The sequence below is a fragment of the Halosimplex halobium genome (genome assembly GCF_051414055.1).
Lineage (GTDB): Archaea > Halobacteriota > Halobacteria > Halobacteriales > Haloarculaceae > Halosimplex > Halosimplex halobium.
The window spans coordinates 320,504-336,004 of record NZ_JBLKNX010000001.1 but is presented as its reverse complement, the minus strand read 5'-3'; the positions used below and the strand labels follow the sequence as shown (position 1 = coordinate 336,004).

14 protein-coding genes are annotated in these 15,501 nt (G+C 70.3%); 5 read left to right on the top strand and 9 right to left on the bottom strand.

Translation table 11 applies throughout. The features are described from left to right. Positions 1-97: 97 nt before the first annotated feature. On the top strand, positions 98-346 hold the full coding sequence (locus ACMGFG_RS01720) for a DUF7533 family protein (protein WP_209452234.1): 249 nt from the start codon (positions 98-100) through the stop codon (positions 344-346). Between the two features lie 49 nt (positions 347-395). Beyond that, positions 396-2,309 carry a flippase activity-associated protein Agl23 gene (locus ACMGFG_RS01715; protein ID WP_436928625.1) on the top strand — a complete coding sequence of 638 codons (1,914 nt, stop codon included), beginning with the start codon at positions 396-398 and terminating at the stop codon, positions 2,307-2,309. Between the two features lie 28 nt (positions 2,310-2,337). On the opposite strand, the gene ACMGFG_RS01710 is transcribed toward ACMGFG_RS01715, so the two are convergent. The 3 genes from ACMGFG_RS01710 to ACMGFG_RS01700 form a co-directional block, all read right to left on the bottom strand. Beyond that, a complete protein-coding gene (locus tag ACMGFG_RS01710) occupies positions 2,338-3,228 on the bottom strand; it encodes a ketopantoate reductase family protein (RefSeq protein ID WP_436928624.1) in 891 nt (296 codons plus the stop codon). Between the two features lie 6 nt (positions 3,229-3,234). Then, positions 3,235-3,528 carry a DUF7130 family rubredoxin-like protein gene (locus tag ACMGFG_RS01705; RefSeq protein WP_436928623.1) on the bottom strand — a complete coding sequence of 98 codons (294 nt, stop codon included), beginning with the start codon at positions 3,526-3,528 and terminating at the stop codon, positions 3,235-3,237. Between the two features lie 728 nt (positions 3,529-4,256). Next, positions 4,257-4,433 (bottom strand): HVO_0416 family zinc finger protein, encoded by a 177-nt coding sequence (locus ACMGFG_RS01700; RefSeq protein WP_167837397.1) that lies wholly within the window; start codon positions 4,431-4,433, stop codon positions 4,257-4,259. A 195-nt stretch (positions 4,434-4,628) separates the two neighbouring features. Here ACMGFG_RS01700 and ACMGFG_RS01695 point away from each other — a divergent pair, with 195 nt between their 5' ends. Then, on the top strand, positions 4,629-5,957 hold the full coding sequence (locus tag ACMGFG_RS01695) for an outer membrane protein assembly factor BamB family protein (RefSeq protein ID WP_436928622.1): 1,329 nt from the start codon (positions 4,629-4,631) through the stop codon (positions 5,955-5,957). A 42-nt stretch (positions 5,958-5,999) separates the two neighbouring features. Here the strand turns inward: ACMGFG_RS01695 and crcB are convergent, their stop codons facing one another. From crcB to ACMGFG_RS01665, 6 genes are all read right to left on the bottom strand, one after another. Beyond that, positions 6,000-6,356: a fluoride efflux transporter CrcB gene (crcB, locus tag ACMGFG_RS01690; RefSeq protein ID WP_436928621.1), complete on the bottom strand. Its 357-nt coding sequence runs from the start codon at positions 6,354-6,356 to the stop codon at positions 6,000-6,002. Beyond that, on the bottom strand, positions 6,344-6,736 hold the full coding sequence (locus ACMGFG_RS01685; RefSeq protein ID WP_436928620.1) for a fluoride efflux transporter FluC: 393 nt from the start codon (positions 6,734-6,736) through the stop codon (positions 6,344-6,346). Before ACMGFG_RS01685 ends, crcB begins: the two co-directional genes overlap by 13 nt. Before the next feature lie 55 nt (positions 6,737-6,791). Then, positions 6,792-7,877 (bottom strand): metal ABC transporter permease, encoded by a 1,086-nt coding sequence (locus tag ACMGFG_RS01680; RefSeq protein WP_436928619.1) that lies wholly within the window; start codon positions 7,875-7,877, stop codon positions 6,792-6,794. Next, positions 7,874-8,713, bottom strand: a complete 840-nt coding sequence (locus ACMGFG_RS01675) for a metal ABC transporter ATP-binding protein (RefSeq protein ID WP_436928618.1) — start codon at positions 8,711-8,713, stop codon at positions 7,874-7,876. The genes ACMGFG_RS01680 and ACMGFG_RS01675 overlap by 4 nt, the downstream gene beginning before the upstream one ends. After that, positions 8,710-9,789, bottom strand: coding sequence for a metal ABC transporter substrate-binding protein (locus ACMGFG_RS01670; RefSeq protein ID WP_436928617.1), 1,080 nt, complete (start codon positions 9,787-9,789; stop codon positions 8,710-8,712). The genes ACMGFG_RS01675 and ACMGFG_RS01670 overlap by 4 nt, the downstream gene beginning before the upstream one ends. A gap of 216 nt (positions 9,790-10,005) precedes the next feature. Continuing rightward, the gene (locus ACMGFG_RS01665; RefSeq protein WP_436928616.1) at positions 10,006-11,133 is read right to left on the bottom strand and encodes an ORC1-type DNA replication protein; all 1,128 of its coding nucleotides are present in this window, start codon (positions 11,131-11,133) and stop codon (positions 10,006-10,008) included. Positions 11,134-11,687: 554 nt separating this feature from the next. Between ACMGFG_RS01665 and ileS the strand changes: the two genes are divergently transcribed. Next, a complete protein-coding gene (gene ileS, locus ACMGFG_RS01660; protein WP_436928615.1) occupies positions 11,688-14,960 on the top strand; it encodes an isoleucine--tRNA ligase in 3,273 nt (1,090 codons plus the stop codon). Between the two features lie 83 nt (positions 14,961-15,043). Beyond that, complete coding sequence (locus ACMGFG_RS01655; RefSeq protein ID WP_436928614.1) at positions 15,044-15,451, top strand: hypothetical protein; 408 nt, start codon at positions 15,044-15,046, stop codon at positions 15,449-15,451. The last annotated feature ends 50 nt before the right edge of the window (positions 15,452-15,501 follow it).

Below are 15,501 nucleotides of genomic sequence, written 5' to 3'. Positions count from 1 at the left end.
GGTTATCGTTCACGGATGTGGGATGGGATATCGCCGGGGACCGGCGGTTCCGGCGGGAGGCGCGGGGCTTTTGGCCGTCGGCGCGGAACCGGGGGGTATGGCGCGGAGCATCCTCGGGATGGTCGGGCTCGGGACGACGCTGGTGTTCGCGATCCCGGTCGCGCTGCTGGGGCTGGAGTTCCTGCTGGCGCGGGGCCGGCCGACCGTCGGTGCGGGCCTGCTCGTCGTCGCCGTGCTGATGGTCGCCATCGAGGAGTACGTCACGACGGCCGAGGACCTGGCCGGCGAGGCCGTCGACAGGACGGTCGGCGCGGTCGCGAAGTCGCCCGACGAGGACGAGGAGTGACCCGTTAGAGATCCAAGCGTTGAAATCGTGAGGGGGCGACACGGCGGACATGAGCCGCCCCGACTCCGAGTCCGACGCCGCCGACCCCGGCGGCACAGAGGGCGCTGCCGGGCCCGAGGCCGCCGACCGCGGCGCCGACGGTGACTCGGCCGACGCCCGAGAACCCGCAGAGAGCGACCCCTCCGATCCCGGCGGATCGGCCGGCCGGTTCGACCGCATCGGCCGGACGACCCGCTGGGTCCTCGGGATCGTCGTCGTCGGCCTGCTCGCCCGCCTCGCCTTCCTCGGCCATCGCGTCGCCCACTACGACGAGGGCCGCGTCGCCTGGTGGTCGACGTACTTCCTCGAGTCCGGCGAGTTCCACTACCGCTACATCATCCACGGGCCGCTCGTTCAGCACGTCAACAAGTTCCTCTTCGACGCCGTGGGCGCCAACGACTTCACGATGCGGCTGTTCGTGGCGCTGATCGGCGCGTTCCTCCCGCTCGCCGCCCTCCTCTTCCGCGAGCACCTCGACGGCGACGAGGTCGTCGGCGTCGCCTTCTTCCTCGCCTTCAACCCACTCCTGCTGTACTACTCGCGCTTCTTCCGGAGCACGCTGCCGGCGGCGGCGTTCGCGTTCGTCGCCTTCGGCCTGCTCGTGCGCGCCTACGACGAGCGCTCGGTCCGGTACGTCTACGGGGCCGTCGTCTTCGTCGCGCTCGCCTTCACCGCCAAGGAGAACACGGCGGTGTACCTGCTGGTGTGGGTCGGCGCCACCGCCCTGCTGCTCGACCAGGCGCTGTTCCGCACCGGCGGCGACCGCTCCGGGTTCGACTGGGCGCGCGAACGCCTCGACGACCTGCGCGGGCGCCGCCCGCTCGCCGACTACGTCGCCGACTTCGTCTGGTACGGGACGGTCTCGCTGTTCCTCTTCCTCGCGGTCACGCTGTACTTCTACGCGCCGCGCTCGCCCGACACTGCCGCCGTCGGCTTCTGGCAGGCGGTCTTCAATCCGACGCTGTTCCCGGATCTGTTCGACCGGACGCTCGACGACGTGGTCAGGGGCTACAGCTACTGGTTCGGCGGGACGACCGACGCCGGTTGCCGCAAGGACAACATCATCGACGCCTACCTCTGTTTCCTCGGCCAGGAGGTCCACGCGATGGCCCAGGCGGCGCTCGCGCTGACGCTGATGGCCGTCGTCGGCTTCCTCGCCGAGCGGTGGGGCCGGGTCCGCTCGCGCGGCGTCGTCCTGTTCTGCGCCTACTGGGGCTTCGTCTCGGTCATCGGCTACCCGCTCGGGACCGACATCGCCAACGCCTGGATCGCCGTCAACGCCCTCGTGCCGCTGGCGGTCCCCGCCGGCGTCGGCATCGCGCTGGTCGCCGACAGGGCCCGGGACGCCCTCCACACGGACTCGGTCCGGTTCGGCATCACCGCGTTCGCGCTCGTGCTGATCGCCGGCTACATGGCCGGCTCCGCGGGGTGGTACGTCTACATGAACGACACCAGCGACACCAACGAACTCGTCCAGTACGCCCAGCCGGCCGACGACTTCCGCCCCTCGATGGCGGTGCTGGAGGACCACGCCGCCGACCACGAGGGCGTCGACGTGCTCTTCGTCGGGAACACATACGTCCGCGACAACCCGCGGGACGCCGGGATCGAACCGAGGTGTTCGAGTATCGGCAACACGCTTCCCTTGCAGTGGTACGTCGAGGCGTACGGCGCCGAGGGCGACTGCATCCAGGACGCGGAGGTCGCCGCCCAGCAACTGCAGGACGGCGACGTCGACCCGCTGGTCGTCATCGCGCCGAACGAACTGGAGACGGACCTGGCGCCCGCGCTGGAGGGGTACGACGCCGACACCCACCGCCTGCGCCACTACGGCAGCGAGGCCGTCTTCTTCAGCGACCGGTCGCCCGACGGGTCGAGCGACGCGAGCGCCGTCGAACCGCGGGCGCTCGCCGTCGGCGACTGACCGGCTCCGAAGCCGCCTTCTCGCCGTCCTATCGCAGTCCGCGTTCGCGCTCCCAGCCCCGGACCAGCGCCGCCAGCGTCTCGTTGACCGGCACCGCCGCCTCGGCCCGGTCGACGACCGCGCCGTTGACCGCGTCGACCTCGGTCCGCTTCCCCGCCTCGACGTCCTGCAGCATCGACGACCGATTGGCGCTCGTCGCCGCCGCCACCCGCTCGACCGCCCCGACGGCCGTCGCCTCGGGCAGGTCGACCCCCTGCTCGCGCGCGACCCGGGCGGCTTCCCTCGCGGCGCGGCGGGCCGGTTCGCCCGCCGGCCCGTCGACGACGGCGCCGTTCTCGACCCGCGCCAGCGCGGTCACGGCGTTGATCCCCGCGTTGACCGCCAGCTTCTCCCAGCACCGCCGGGGCATGTCGGCCGCCACGGTCGTCTCGACCCCGGCCGCCCGCAGGGCCGCACCGACCGACTCGGCGACCGGCGACTCGCCGCCGTCGGGCGGCCCGAGCGTCACCTCGCCGCGGCCGGTGCACTCGACGACGCCGGGCTCGGTCAGGCGCGCGCCGTACGTGCAGGTGCCCGCGAGCACCGCGGCGTCGAGCCCGCCCGCCAGGGTCGCCTCGTTGCCCAGCCCGTTCTGGACCGAGAGGACCGCGTCGAGTTCGGCGGTGGCGAGCGCTTCGGCGGCCACGGGCGTGTCGAACGCCTTCACGGCGACGACGGCCAGGTCGAAGCGCTCGTCGGGGACCGCCGTCGCGGCCGCCGGTTCGACGCGCTCCGTGTACTCGCCGGTGAGCTGGAGGCCCTCGGTGCGGACCCGCTCGACGTGGGGATCGCGGCCGACCAGCGTCACGTCGTGGGCGCGCGCGAGCAGGCCGCCGAGGAGGCTGCCGAGGCTGCCGGCGCCGAAGACGAGGACGCGCACGCCCCCTCAGTCCTCGGTCCAGTAGTAGATGCTCTCCCGTTCGGCGCCGCAGGCCGGGCAGGTGTCGGGGATCTCCTCGATGTCGCCCATCTCGCCGCACTCCCAGCAGCGCCACATCAGCTCGGCCTCGCCGGAGTCGGCGGTGGTCGAGAGGTGCTGGCCCAGGCTCGCGATCCCCTCCTCGGTCGTCACGTAGAAGCCGTGCTCGTCGAACCCGCGGATGGTCCCCAGCCGGTTCCCCTCGTCGTCGAAGACCGTCTGTCCGAAGCCCAGGTCGACCTCCTCGTCCGTCTCGCTCATACGTGAACCGACGCCTGACTGACGCTTAAATGTAGGTGCCGACCCTCGTGTTGCGTGCTACCGGACGGATCTGGACCGCTCTCCCGTGGCGGAACGAGCGGCGAACGCGACCGCACTCGACGGCGAGTGCTGAACGCCCTCGACGCGCTCGCTAGCTGACGTGTCTACTGCAGGAGACAGCAGGCGCTGAAAGCCCTCGGCGCGCTCGCTAGCTGGAGTCAAAGCCACCGCAGACGACAACGAGTATTGAAAGCCCTCGGCGCGCTCGCTAGCTGGAGTCAGTACCGCACTCGACGGCGAGTGCTGAAAGCCCTCGACGCGCTCGCGGTCGCTGAGCGACATATCCGCGCTCTCGGCACCGCCCGCGCGGATAGGGGTCGCTCAGGCGACTACACAAGCGCGAGCGCGCCTCGCCCGTTCAGTCCACCGGGAGAGCAAGCTCTCCCGAGCCCGCGCTCACACGTTCGCGCGGACACCAGGGACAGCACCGCACAGCAACCGCGCCGCACCCGCCCCGCACAGCACCGCAGACGGCCACGAGCCTCCCCAGCCGATTCGCTCACTCGCTCCGCTCGCTCTCTCATCCCTCGCGCGGCTACGGTCGCGCGCATGAACGCGCGCTCCAGCGCGCGCCGACCGCACCGCGACTGCGCCGACAGCTACTGCGCGACACTCGGGGAGCGGTCGCTACGGGCGGGAGAAGCGCGGAGAAGTGTGTTTCGCGGGCGTTACGCCGGTGACCAGCCGCATACCGAGCACTCTGTGGCGGCCGAGTCGTGTAGTCCCCCGCAGTCGGGGCACTGCTTCTTGTTGTAGTTCTCCTCCCAGCCCGCCTCCTCGACGTCGTGTCCGCGGTCGGTCAGGAACTCGTCGAACATGTCGTCGGTGCTCGGTGCGGACGCCATACATGCTACGGTATACCACACCACCATATAGGTCTATTGGTATGCGAAACCTTTGCACACGAACTGCGGGGGCGAGGCCGGGATCGCGCGGACGGCCGGTTCCGGGGAGAAACGCTCTCGGGGGCGATATCCGGCCACAGGGCGGGGATCGAACGAACCCAAGGACATATGCCACCGTTGACCGATACACCGGCCATGGCACGGAACCGGGCGAGCCGTCGTCGGTTCCTGGCGGCCGTGCTGGGCGCGTCGACGGTCGGGCTCAGCGGCTGCGGATCCGACGGCGGCGGGACGCCGACACCGGGGGACCCGGACACGGAGACGCCGAGTGACGCACCGCTGGAGACGACGACACCGAGCGATACGCCGACGCCGACCGACGCGCCGACCGCGACGCCGGAGTCGACCGCGACGCCGACCGGGACGCCGGCGTCCACGGGGACCGCGACGGCGACGCCGGGCGCGTCCGACCTCGCGTCGTGGCCGACGTTCATGCGGAACGGCGAGCACTGGGGCCACCACCCCGACGCCGTGGGCCCCCACGAGGGCGTCACGGTCGACTGGCGGAAAGAGTTCGACCAGGACTCCGTGAACGCGACGCCGGTTCTGGCCGACGGGACGCTGTACATCGGCGCGGGTGGGGCCGGCGACAACACCGGGTCGTTCCACGCGCTGGACCCCGTGACGGGCGAGACGAAGTGGTCGCGGGACACGGAGGCGCCGGTCACCAGCGCCGCGGCGGTCGACCGCGGGCTAGTCTACGTCGGGACGACCGGCGGCGTGTTCTACGCCCTGCACGTCGACGACGGCTCGGCGTTCTGGGACTGGGACCCCGGGTCGACGGAGGACTACACCGCGCCCGTCGTCGACGGCCGGGCCGTCTACGTCGGGTCGACCGGCAGTCGCGCCTACCGGTTCGACGCCCTCGACGGCGGCCAGGAGTGGAACCAGGACACCTACGGCGCGATCACCGTCTCGCCCGCCTACGCCGACGGTGTGGTCTACGCGCCCAGCGCCGACCACGATCTGTACGCGGTCACCGCCTCGGGCAGTCTCGAGTGGACGGCGGACCTCGGCGGGAGCGTCAACGGCGTCGCCCACCGGCGGCGCCGGCTGTTCGTCACCAGCGAGAGCAACACCATCGCGCAGATCAACGTCCGCGGCGACACCGTGTGGGAGACCTCGCGGGGCGACGCGTTCGCCGCGACGCCGGCGGTGACCGACGAGCGGGTGTTCGCCGGCACCCGCGGCGGGACGCTGTTCGCCTTCGACGCGGACGACGGCCGGGAGCTGTGGCGGTTCACCGACCCCAGCGACGGCGTCACCGCCCCGCCGGTCGTCGCCGACGGCACCGTCTACGTCGGCTCCCGCGACGACAGCGTCTACGCCCTCAGCGCCGACACCGGCGACCTGGAGTGGTCGTTCGCCACGGGCAACAACATCGAGACGGCCGCCCCGATCGTCGCCGGCGGCCGCGTCTACATCGCCAGCCAGGACGGCGTCCTCTACGCGCTGAGCGAGTGAGCCGCGGCGGTCCGGGGAGTTCCTCGGTCCCGCTTCGACCGGTCACCACACCGCCGCCGCGACCGTCGACCCGACCCAGACGGCCGCGAGCGCGCCGACCAGGTTGACCGCCGCGCTGGCCAGCGCGCGGCGGCGCTCGCCGGTCTCGAACAGCCGCACCGTCTCGAAGGCGAACGTCGAGAACGTCGTGAACGCCCCGCAGAAACCGGTCCCGAGCGCGAGGGCGGCACCGTCGCCGACCGGGGCCGCCAGCACCGCGCCGAGCGCGAGGCTCCCGAGGACGTTCACCGCCAGCGTGTCGCCGGTGCGGGCGTCGATGCGCTCGCCGAGCAGGTGACGGGCGAGCGCGCCGGCGACGCCGCCGAGCCCGACGAGCAGGACGGGGGTCACGACACCCACCTCGCGACCCGGCGACCGCAGAGGACGCCCGCGATCCCGACCGCGTAGTTCGCGGCGACGTTCGCCGCCGCCAGCGTCGGCCCGCCCGTCCCGGCCAGCGCCGTCGTCTCGGCCGCGAAGGTGCTGTAGGTCGTGAACGACGAGAGGAAGCCGGTGCCGACGACCAGCCGCGTCTCCGCGCTCACGGCGTCGGCGAAGTGGCGCTCGTACAGCAGGACGCCCAGCGCGAGGCTCCCCAGCCCGTTCGCGGCCAGGGTCCCCCACGGGAAGGCGCCGGGGAGCGCGAGCGCCACCGCGTACCGCAGCGCCGCGCCCGCGAACCCGCCGACGGCGACGAGCGCGAGCGACTTCGCCCGGGTCGGCGCGTGGCCGTCACTCATTCGACTGGACCGACCCGCCGCTCGTACTCGTGTGTTTCCGTTCGGACCGCGCCGGTCAGTCGTCCTCGGCGGCGACCCCGATGTCGGCGCCGTCCGCCTCGATGCTCCCCATGTCGGGCGCGGTCCGCTCGCCGCGGGCCGACTGGAGCTTGCCGACCGCGACGGCGCAGACGTAGATGGCCACGGCGAAGAGGACGATGACCCCGCCGGCCGTGACGCCGCCGTAGTAGGCGGCGGCGATGCCCAGCAACACCGCCAGCTCCGCGAGGACGACCGAGACGACGAGCGACTCCGAGAAGCTCCGGGACACCTGGGTGGCGCCCGCGACCGGCACCACGAGCATCGCCGCGACGAGGATGACGCCCATGATCTGCATCGCGCCGACGACGACCATCGCCGTCAGCATCACCATCACGCGGTTGTACCAGTTGACGGGGATGCCCGAGACCTCGGCCGCGGTCTCGTCGAAGGTGACGTACAGCAGCTGGTTGCGCGTGACCGCGACCGTGCCGACGATGACGGCGAACAGCACCAGGAGGATCGCCGCGCTCTGGGGCGAGACCGTCGAGAGGTTGCCGAAGAGGAACTGGTTGACGCCGACGGCGAGCCCGCCCGCGTTGAGGCTGATGAGCGTCGTCCCCAGCGCGAACCCCGTCGAGAGGACGATGGCCATCGAGACGTCGTTGTAGGCGTCGGTGACCTCCGAGATGAGTTCGATACAGAGCGCGGCGATCATCGCCACGACGACCGCGGTGAGGTAGGGCGACACCCCCAGGTCGATGACGGCGTTGAGGAACAGCCCGACGGCGACGCCGGCGAACCCGGTGTGGGCCAGCGCGTCGCCGATGAGCGCGAGCTGGCGGTGGACGAGGAAGGTGCCGATCAGCGGCGCCATCACGCCGACGCAGAGCCCGACGAGGACCGCCCGGTGCATGAACCGGTAGCGCGGGTTCAGCATCTCCAGGCCCGTGAAGTAGTACACCCAGTCCATCAGCCAGTACCACTGCTCCAGGACCCACAGGAGGACGGCGAAGACGAGGTCGCCGACGCTCCCCAGTCCGCCCTGGAGCGGGAGGGCCACCGACGGGTCCGCGGCGGCGAGGACGGCCGTCAGGAGCGTAGCCGCCACGTCCGCGCTCATTCGGACACCCCCGCGAGCGACCGCGCGCCGGTCCCGAACGCCCGGGCCAGGGCGTCGCTGTCGACGAACTCGTCGGTCGGGCCGTCGAAGTACACCTCGCGGTTGAGGCAGACGACGCGGTCGGCGTGCTCGACGACCGCCCCGAGATCGTGCTCGATGAGGAGGACGGTGATCCCCTCGGCGTTGAGCGCCGCCAGCAGGTCGTAGAAGGCGTCGACCGACTCGGCGTCGACGCCGACGGTCGGCTCGTCGAGGACGAGCAGGTCCGCCTCGCCCGCCAGCGCCCGCGCGATGAACGCGCGCTGGCGCTGACCGCCCGACAGCTCGGTGATGCGGCGGTCGGCGAACCCGCTCATCCCGACGGTCGCGAGCGCGTCGTCGACGACGGCCCAGTCCTCGCTCGACAGCCGGCCGAACCCCACGTGGGGGAACCGGCCCATCTTCACCACCTCACGGACGGTGATGGGCATCCCCGTCGCGGCGCTGGCCTGCTGGGCGACGTAGCCGATCCGTTCGCCGTCGTCGAAGCGGTCGGCGCGGTCGCCGAACAGTCGAGCGGTCCCCGCGTCGGGTTCGAGCAGGCCGAGCATCAACCCCATCAGCGTCGACTTGCCCGAGCCGTTCGGTCCGACGACGGCGACGTACTCGCCCGCTTCGACGGTCAGCGACACGTCCTCGACCACGGGCGTCGCCGTGTAGCCGAAGGTGACGTTCGCGATGTCGACGACCGGCTCGACCCCGTCGGACTCCCGGTCGCTGGCCGCGTCGGCGGTCCCGGCGGTCGTTCGTTCGTCCGCGTCGGTCCCGTTCCCGGGATCGGTTTCCTGCGTGGTCATATCGGTTCGAAGTTCCGCCACTGTTCGAGCCACTCCGCCGACGGGGCCGCCTCCTCCGGCGTCTCGTTGCCGAGGACGATCTCGAAGGTGGGCATGTTGATGTTGTCGGCGATCTCCTCGTAGCCCCAGTTCTCCGCGACCCACTCCTCGCGGACGCCGGCGTACGGCGTCACGGGGAAGTACGCCTCCACCGCCGTCTCGCGGAGGAGCTGGCGGGCCGGCCGCTGGGACTCGAAGACGCCGTTGGCGATGTAGCGGATGTCGTTCTCGCGGATGACCCGCTCGGCCTCGCGGATGTCCGCGGGCTTGACGTCACCGCTGGCCGCGAGGTTCGTCACCAGCGGCCGCATCTCGACGCCGTAGCGCACCCCGAGGTACTGGAAGGCGTTGTGCGCGGCCAGCTGGACGATGTCGCGGTCGGACCGGTCGAAGATGGCCTCGTAGTCGGCGTCGATGCGGTCGAGCACCTCGGACTTGTACGTCTCGGCGTTCTCGCGGAAGGCGTCGGCGTGGTCCGGGACGATCTCCGCGAACCCCTCGGCGATGTTGTCGACGGACTGCTTCGCGCGTCGCGGGTCCAGCCAGAAGTGGGGGTCCTTCCCGCGCTGGGCGCCGACGCCCTCCTCGTCGCGGTCCAGCGACGCGGCCAGGTCCACCAGTTCGACCCCCTCCCGGACGTTGATCAGCGCCGTGTCCACGTCGTCGCCCTCGATAGTCTGGATAGCGCGGTCGGCCCACGGCTGGAACTCCGGGCCGACGTGGACGAACGCGTCCGCTTCGATGATGCGCTGGGTGATGCTGGCGTTTGGCTCCCAGCCGTGGCCGTGCAGCCCAGCCGGGACGAGGTTCTCCACCGTCAGCGGGGTCCTCTCTGCGATCTGCCGGCCGAAGTCGAAGAAGCTGAAGAAGGACGCCACCGCGACCGGGTCGCCCCCGTCGTCGCCGTCGCTCCCGGCCTCGACGGGCGCGCTCGGCAGGGCCGTGCAGCCGCCCAGCCCCGCCAGCGCCGCCGCGCCGCCGGCGCGGAGCGCGTCCCGCCGCGTTACCCCTGGTCCGTCGTCTGTGTCGAGTGACATAGTTTAACACCAAATCCGAAGATTAGACTTGTCTAATCCATAGTTTGGCGACCGAGCGCTTATAAGTTGTGGTCGAAAGAACGGCGGTTGACGGGGACGCTGCAACGGGGACGGACGCCGGCTCGTGCCCGTGGATCGCCGAGCTGAGTCTCCGTCGGGTCCCACCGGTTAGAACGTCGTGCGGATCGCCGGCTCGGCTACGGAGCCGCTGGCCCGCTACAGCCGTTCGAGCACCGCGTCGGCGTCGTAGTTGAGCGTCAGTTCCCGCGAGCGGCCCCGACCGTCCACGTCGGCGTAGCTGGCGGTGATGATCCCCAGCTGGTCGAGCTTGTTGGTCACCTCGGAGTAGCGGGTGTACCCGAGGCCGGTCTCGTCGTTGAACACGTCGTAGATGTCGCCCGCGCGCTTGCCGTCGTGTTCGGCGATCACCTCCAGCAGGGCGCTCTCGGCCTCCGAGAGTTCCTGCAGCCGTCGCGAGAGGTGGACGTACTTCGACTTGTCGTAGGCCTTCTCGACGTCCTCCATCTCGATGGCCTTGCTCGCGCGCATCTCGGCGTTGAGCCCGGCCCGGCGCAGCAGGTCGATGCCGACGCGCAGGTCGCCGCCCTGCTCCTCGGTGAACTCGGCGGCCCGGTCGAGCACCGGCGCGGCCATCACGCCCTCGTGGAACCCCCGGTCGACCCGCTCCTCGAGGATGTCGACGATCTCCGTCTGGTCGTACTTCGGGAAGTACACGTCCTCCGGGCGGAAGACGCTCTGGACCCGGGTGTCCAGCGCGTCGATCACGTCCAGATCGAGGTCCGAGGAGATGCAGACGACGCCGATCTTCGCGCCGCCCTGCTCCTCGTGGGCGCGCAGCAGCGAGTAGAGGGTGTCGGAGGCCTCGTCCTCGTAGAAGAGGTAGTTCACGTCGTCGAGCGCCACCGCCAGCACGCGGTCGTCGGCGACGAGCTGGTCGGTGATCTGCGAGAACAGCTTCTTGAACGAGATGCCCGAGGAGGGCGGCTCGTAGTCGAACACCCCTTCGAATAGCCGCGAGAACACCGAGTACCGCGTCGAGTTGACCTGGCAGTTCACGCGGACGGTCTTCACGTCGGTCTGGGCCTGCAGCTCGCCGAACAGCTTCTGGACGGCGGTGGTCTTGCCGGTGCCGGGCGGGCCGCGCGCGACGACGTTCAGCGGCCGCGACCCCCGGACCGCGGGCCGGAGCGCGTACTTCAGCGTCTCCATCTGCGTGTCGCGGTGGAGAAACGTCTCCGGCAGGTAGTCGATCTCGAAGACGTGTTCGTCGCGGAACACCGACTCGTCCCACGACAGCATCCCCTCCTCGGGGTCCTCCGTCATTACTTTCACCACGCTCCCCGCGCCACTTAACCGTTTGCCAGTCGGAGCGAAAGTGGGACGCAAGCGCGGGCAGACGGTATGTTTCCGACGCGTACGGGCCGAAATCTGGTCGGCGTCCCGCGGAATCCCCGTCGAGCGGCCTGGAAGTGAAAGGGCGGGGTCACGGTGGCGCGCGCTGTCGCGGCCTCTGTGCCGCGACGTAGCCGCGCGAGGGATGAGAGAGCGACCAGCGGGAGCGAGCGAATCGGGTGGGGAGGTGTGTGGCCGTCTGCGGTGCTGTGCGGTGTTGTCCTGGCGGACTGAAAGGGCGAGGGGCGCTCGCGTGCAGTTCAGTCGCCTGAGCGACCTCTACCCGAGTGCAACGAGGGTATGTCGCTCAGCGACCGCGAGCGGGCCGAGGGCTTTCAGCACCTTCTGTGTCCTGCGGTCACTTCGATCCAGAGCGAGCAGGCCGAGGGCTATCATCACCCCCAGCCGAATCGACTCACAGAACGACCTCACCTCGCGACCGCGTAATCGAAGTTTCCAAGAGCGTCGGGCGGGTCCGTGAACGTATGAGCACGGACGACGCCGACGGAGACGGGGAGCCCGCGGCCCGCACGGAGCGGTTCGCGGACGTGCCCGACCAGTACGACCCCGACGCGGTCGAGGACCGGGTGTTCGACTACTGGGACGCCGTCGACGCCTACCAGCGCACGAAAGAGCACCGCGCCGACGGCGAGGACTACTTCTTCGTCGACGGCCCGCCGTACACCTCCGGGTCGGCCCACATGGGCACCACCTGGAACAAGACGCTGAAGGACTGTTATATCCGCTACCTCCGCATGCAGGGGTACGACGTGACCGACCGGCCGGGCTACGACATGCACGGCCTGCCCATCGAGACCCGCGTCGAGGAGCGCCTGGACTTCGAGAACAAGAAGGACATCGAGGCGTTCGGCGAGGACGCCTTCATCGAGGAGTGCAAGGCCTACGCCGACGAGCAGCTCGAAGGACTGCAGGAGGACTTCAAGTCCTTCGGCGTCTGGATGGACTGGGACGACCCCTACAAGACGGTCGAGCCCGAGTACATGGAGGCGGCGTGGTGGGGCTTCGAGAAGGCCCACCAGCGCGGCCTCGTCGAGCAGGGCCAGCGTTCCATCTCCCAGTGTCCCCGCTGTGAAACAGCCATCGCGAACAACGAGGTCGAGTACGAAGATGTCGAGGACCCCTCGATCTACGTCAAGTTCGACCTCGAAGACAGGGAGGGCTCGCTGGTCATCTGGACGACGACGCCGTGGACCATCCCCGCCAACACGTTCGTCGCGGTCGACGGCGAGGGGGAGTACGTCGGCGTCGACGCGACGAAGGACGGCGAGACCGAGCGGCTCTACGTCGCCGCGCCAAAGGTCGAGTCGGTGCTGTCGGCCGGCCGCTACGACGACTACGAGGTCGTCGAGGAACTGACCGGCGAGGACCTGGTCGGCTGGACCTACGAGCACCCGCTGCGCGAGGAGGTCCCCGACGCGCCCGGCGGCGAGGGCGCGCTCGAAGTGTACACCGGCGAGTACGTCGACACCGAGGGCGACGGCACCGGCCTCGTCCACTCCGCGCCGGGCCACGGCGAGGAGGACTTCGAGCGCGGGACGGAACTGGGGCTGGACATCTTCTGCCCCGTGGGCGCCGACGGCGTCTACGACGAGTCGGCTGGCGCCTACGCTGGCGAGTTCGTCAAGGACGCCGACCGCGACATCATCGCGGATCTGGACGACAACGGCGCCCTGCTCGCCGAGGGGACCACCACTCACAGCTACGGTCACTGCTGGCGCTGCGACACCGGGATCATCCAGATCGTCACCGACCAGTGGTTCATCACGATCACCGACATCAAGGACGAACTGCTGGAGAACATCGAGGACTCGGAGTGGTACCCCCAGTGGGCGCGCGACAACCGGTTCCGTGACTTCGTCGAGGACGCGCCCGACTGGAACGTCTCCCGCCAGCGCTACTGGGGCATCCCGATCCCCATCTGGATCCCCGAGGATTGGTCGGGCGAGATGGCCGACGCCGTCGTCGTCGGCGACCGCGAGGAACTCGCCGAGCGCGTGGATCAGGACATCGACCCCGACGAGGTGGACCTGCACAAGGACACCGTCGACGACCTGACGATCACCGAGGACGGCGTCGTCTACGAACGCGTCCCGGACGTGTTCGACGTGTGGCTGGACTCGTCGGTCGCGACGTGGGGCACCCTCGATTACCCCGAGGACGACAGCCGCTTCGACGACCTGTGGCCCGCCGACCTCATCATGGAGGCCCACGACCAGACCCGCGGGTGGTTCTGGTCCCAGCTCGGCATGGCCACCGCGGCGATGGGCGAGATTCCCTACGAGCAGGTGCTGATGCACGGCTATGCCAACATGCCCGATGGCCGCGGCATGTCCAAGTCGAAGGGCATCTTCGTCGACCCCCACGAGGTCATCGACGAGTACGGCGTCGACCCGATGCGCCTCTTCTTGCTGTCGGTCACGGCCCAAGGCGAGGACATGAACTTCTCGTGGGACGAGACCCAGGAGATGCAGCGCCGGCTCAACATCCTCTGGAACGTCGCGCGGTTCCCGCTGCCGTACATGCGCGCCGACGACTTCGACCCCGAGGCGACGACGCTCGCCGATGTCGAGGACGACCTCGAACTCGTCGACGAGTGGGTGCTCTCGCGGCTCCAGAGCGTCGAAGCGGAGATGACCGACGCCATGGAGGACTTCGAGAACGACCGCGCGGTCAACGCCCTCATCGACTTCGTCGTCGAGGACGTGTCCCGGTTCTACATCCAGGTCGTCCGCGAGCGGATGTGGGACGAGTCCGACTCGCCGAGCAAACAGGCCGCGTACGCCACGCTCTACACCGTCCTCGAAGAGGTCGCCGCGCTCTTCGCCCCGTTCGCCCCCTTCGTCGCCGAGGAAGTCTACGGCTCGCTCACCGGCGACGTCGGCCACCCGACGGTCCACATGTGTGACTGGCCCGAACCGGACGACGAGTACCGCGACGTGGGGCTGGAACAGGATATCGAGATCGTCCGCGAGATCGAGGAGGCGGGGTCGAACGCCCGACAGCAGGCCGAGCGGAAACTGCGCTGGCCGGTCAAGCGCGTCGTCGTCGACGTCGACGAGACGGGCGACGAGGCCGACGCCACCGACGTGGCCGGCACCGTCGAACTCCGCGCCGACCTGCTGGCCGACCGACTCAACGCCCGCGCCATCGAAGTGGTCGACCCCGACGAGGACTGGGGCGAACTCACCTACTCCGCGGAGGCCGACATGAGCCTCCTGGGACCGGAGTTCGGCGACGACGCCGGCCGAGTCATGAGTGCGCTCAACGACGCGCGCGTCGCCGAGCCGACCGTCGCGGCGCTGGAGTCCGCCGTCGCCGCCGAACTCGACGAGCCGGTCGACCTCGACCGGGAGATGGTCGAGTTCGTCCGCCACACGCCCGACGGCGTCGCCGGCGCCGAGTTCGAGGCGCTCGACAGCGAGGGCGTCGTCTACGTCGACACCACCCTGACCGAGGACATCGAGTCGGAGGGCTACGCCCGCGAGGTCGTCCGCCGCGTCCAGGAGATGCGCAAGGAACTGGAACTGGACATGGAGGAGTCCATCCGCCTGGAGTACGAGGTGCGCGACGACCGCGTGGCCGACCTGGTCGCCGACCACGCCGACCTGATCGCCGAGGAGGTCCGCGCCGAGGAAGTGGGGAGGGTCGCCGACGGCCACCGCAAGACCTGGGAGGTCGAGGGCATCGAGGTCGAGATCGCCATCGAACCGCTCGCCGCGGCCGAGGCGTCTGACTGACCACGCCGTCCCCGGGCAGTTTCTCGCCGCCTGTCGTGTGACCGTACCGTCACGTTGATTCGGCGCCCGTTCGATCTGCGGGTGTGGATCCGGACCGATTCGAGCCGTGGGCTTCGGGCACGCTGGCGGTCGCCGGCGCCGTCCTCGCGGTCGGCAGCGCCTACGGCGCGGTCGCGCTCGCCGAGACGCCGCTGACCCTGGCCGCCTACGTCGCTGCCGTCGTCGGGTTCGGCGTCCACGCCGTCGCGAAGGTCGGGCACGCCCGAGCGTACGCGGCCGGCCGTCGCGACGCCGAGTCGGTCGGCGGAATCGACACCACGTTCTTCTGCTTTCTCGGCGCCGTGGTGTTGACGACGGTTCCGAACGTCGAGCCGTCGTGGCGTCCCCTCTTCTTCGCGCCGGCGGCGTTCACCGTCCTGCTCGGCGTCGCCGGACTCCTCGCCGGGAACCGCCGCGTCCGCGAGCGACTCGGGTGGGAGACTCCGGAGTGACTCGCGACGGCCCACCGGGCGATCCGCGACGATCGCTCGCCGGCGCCGTG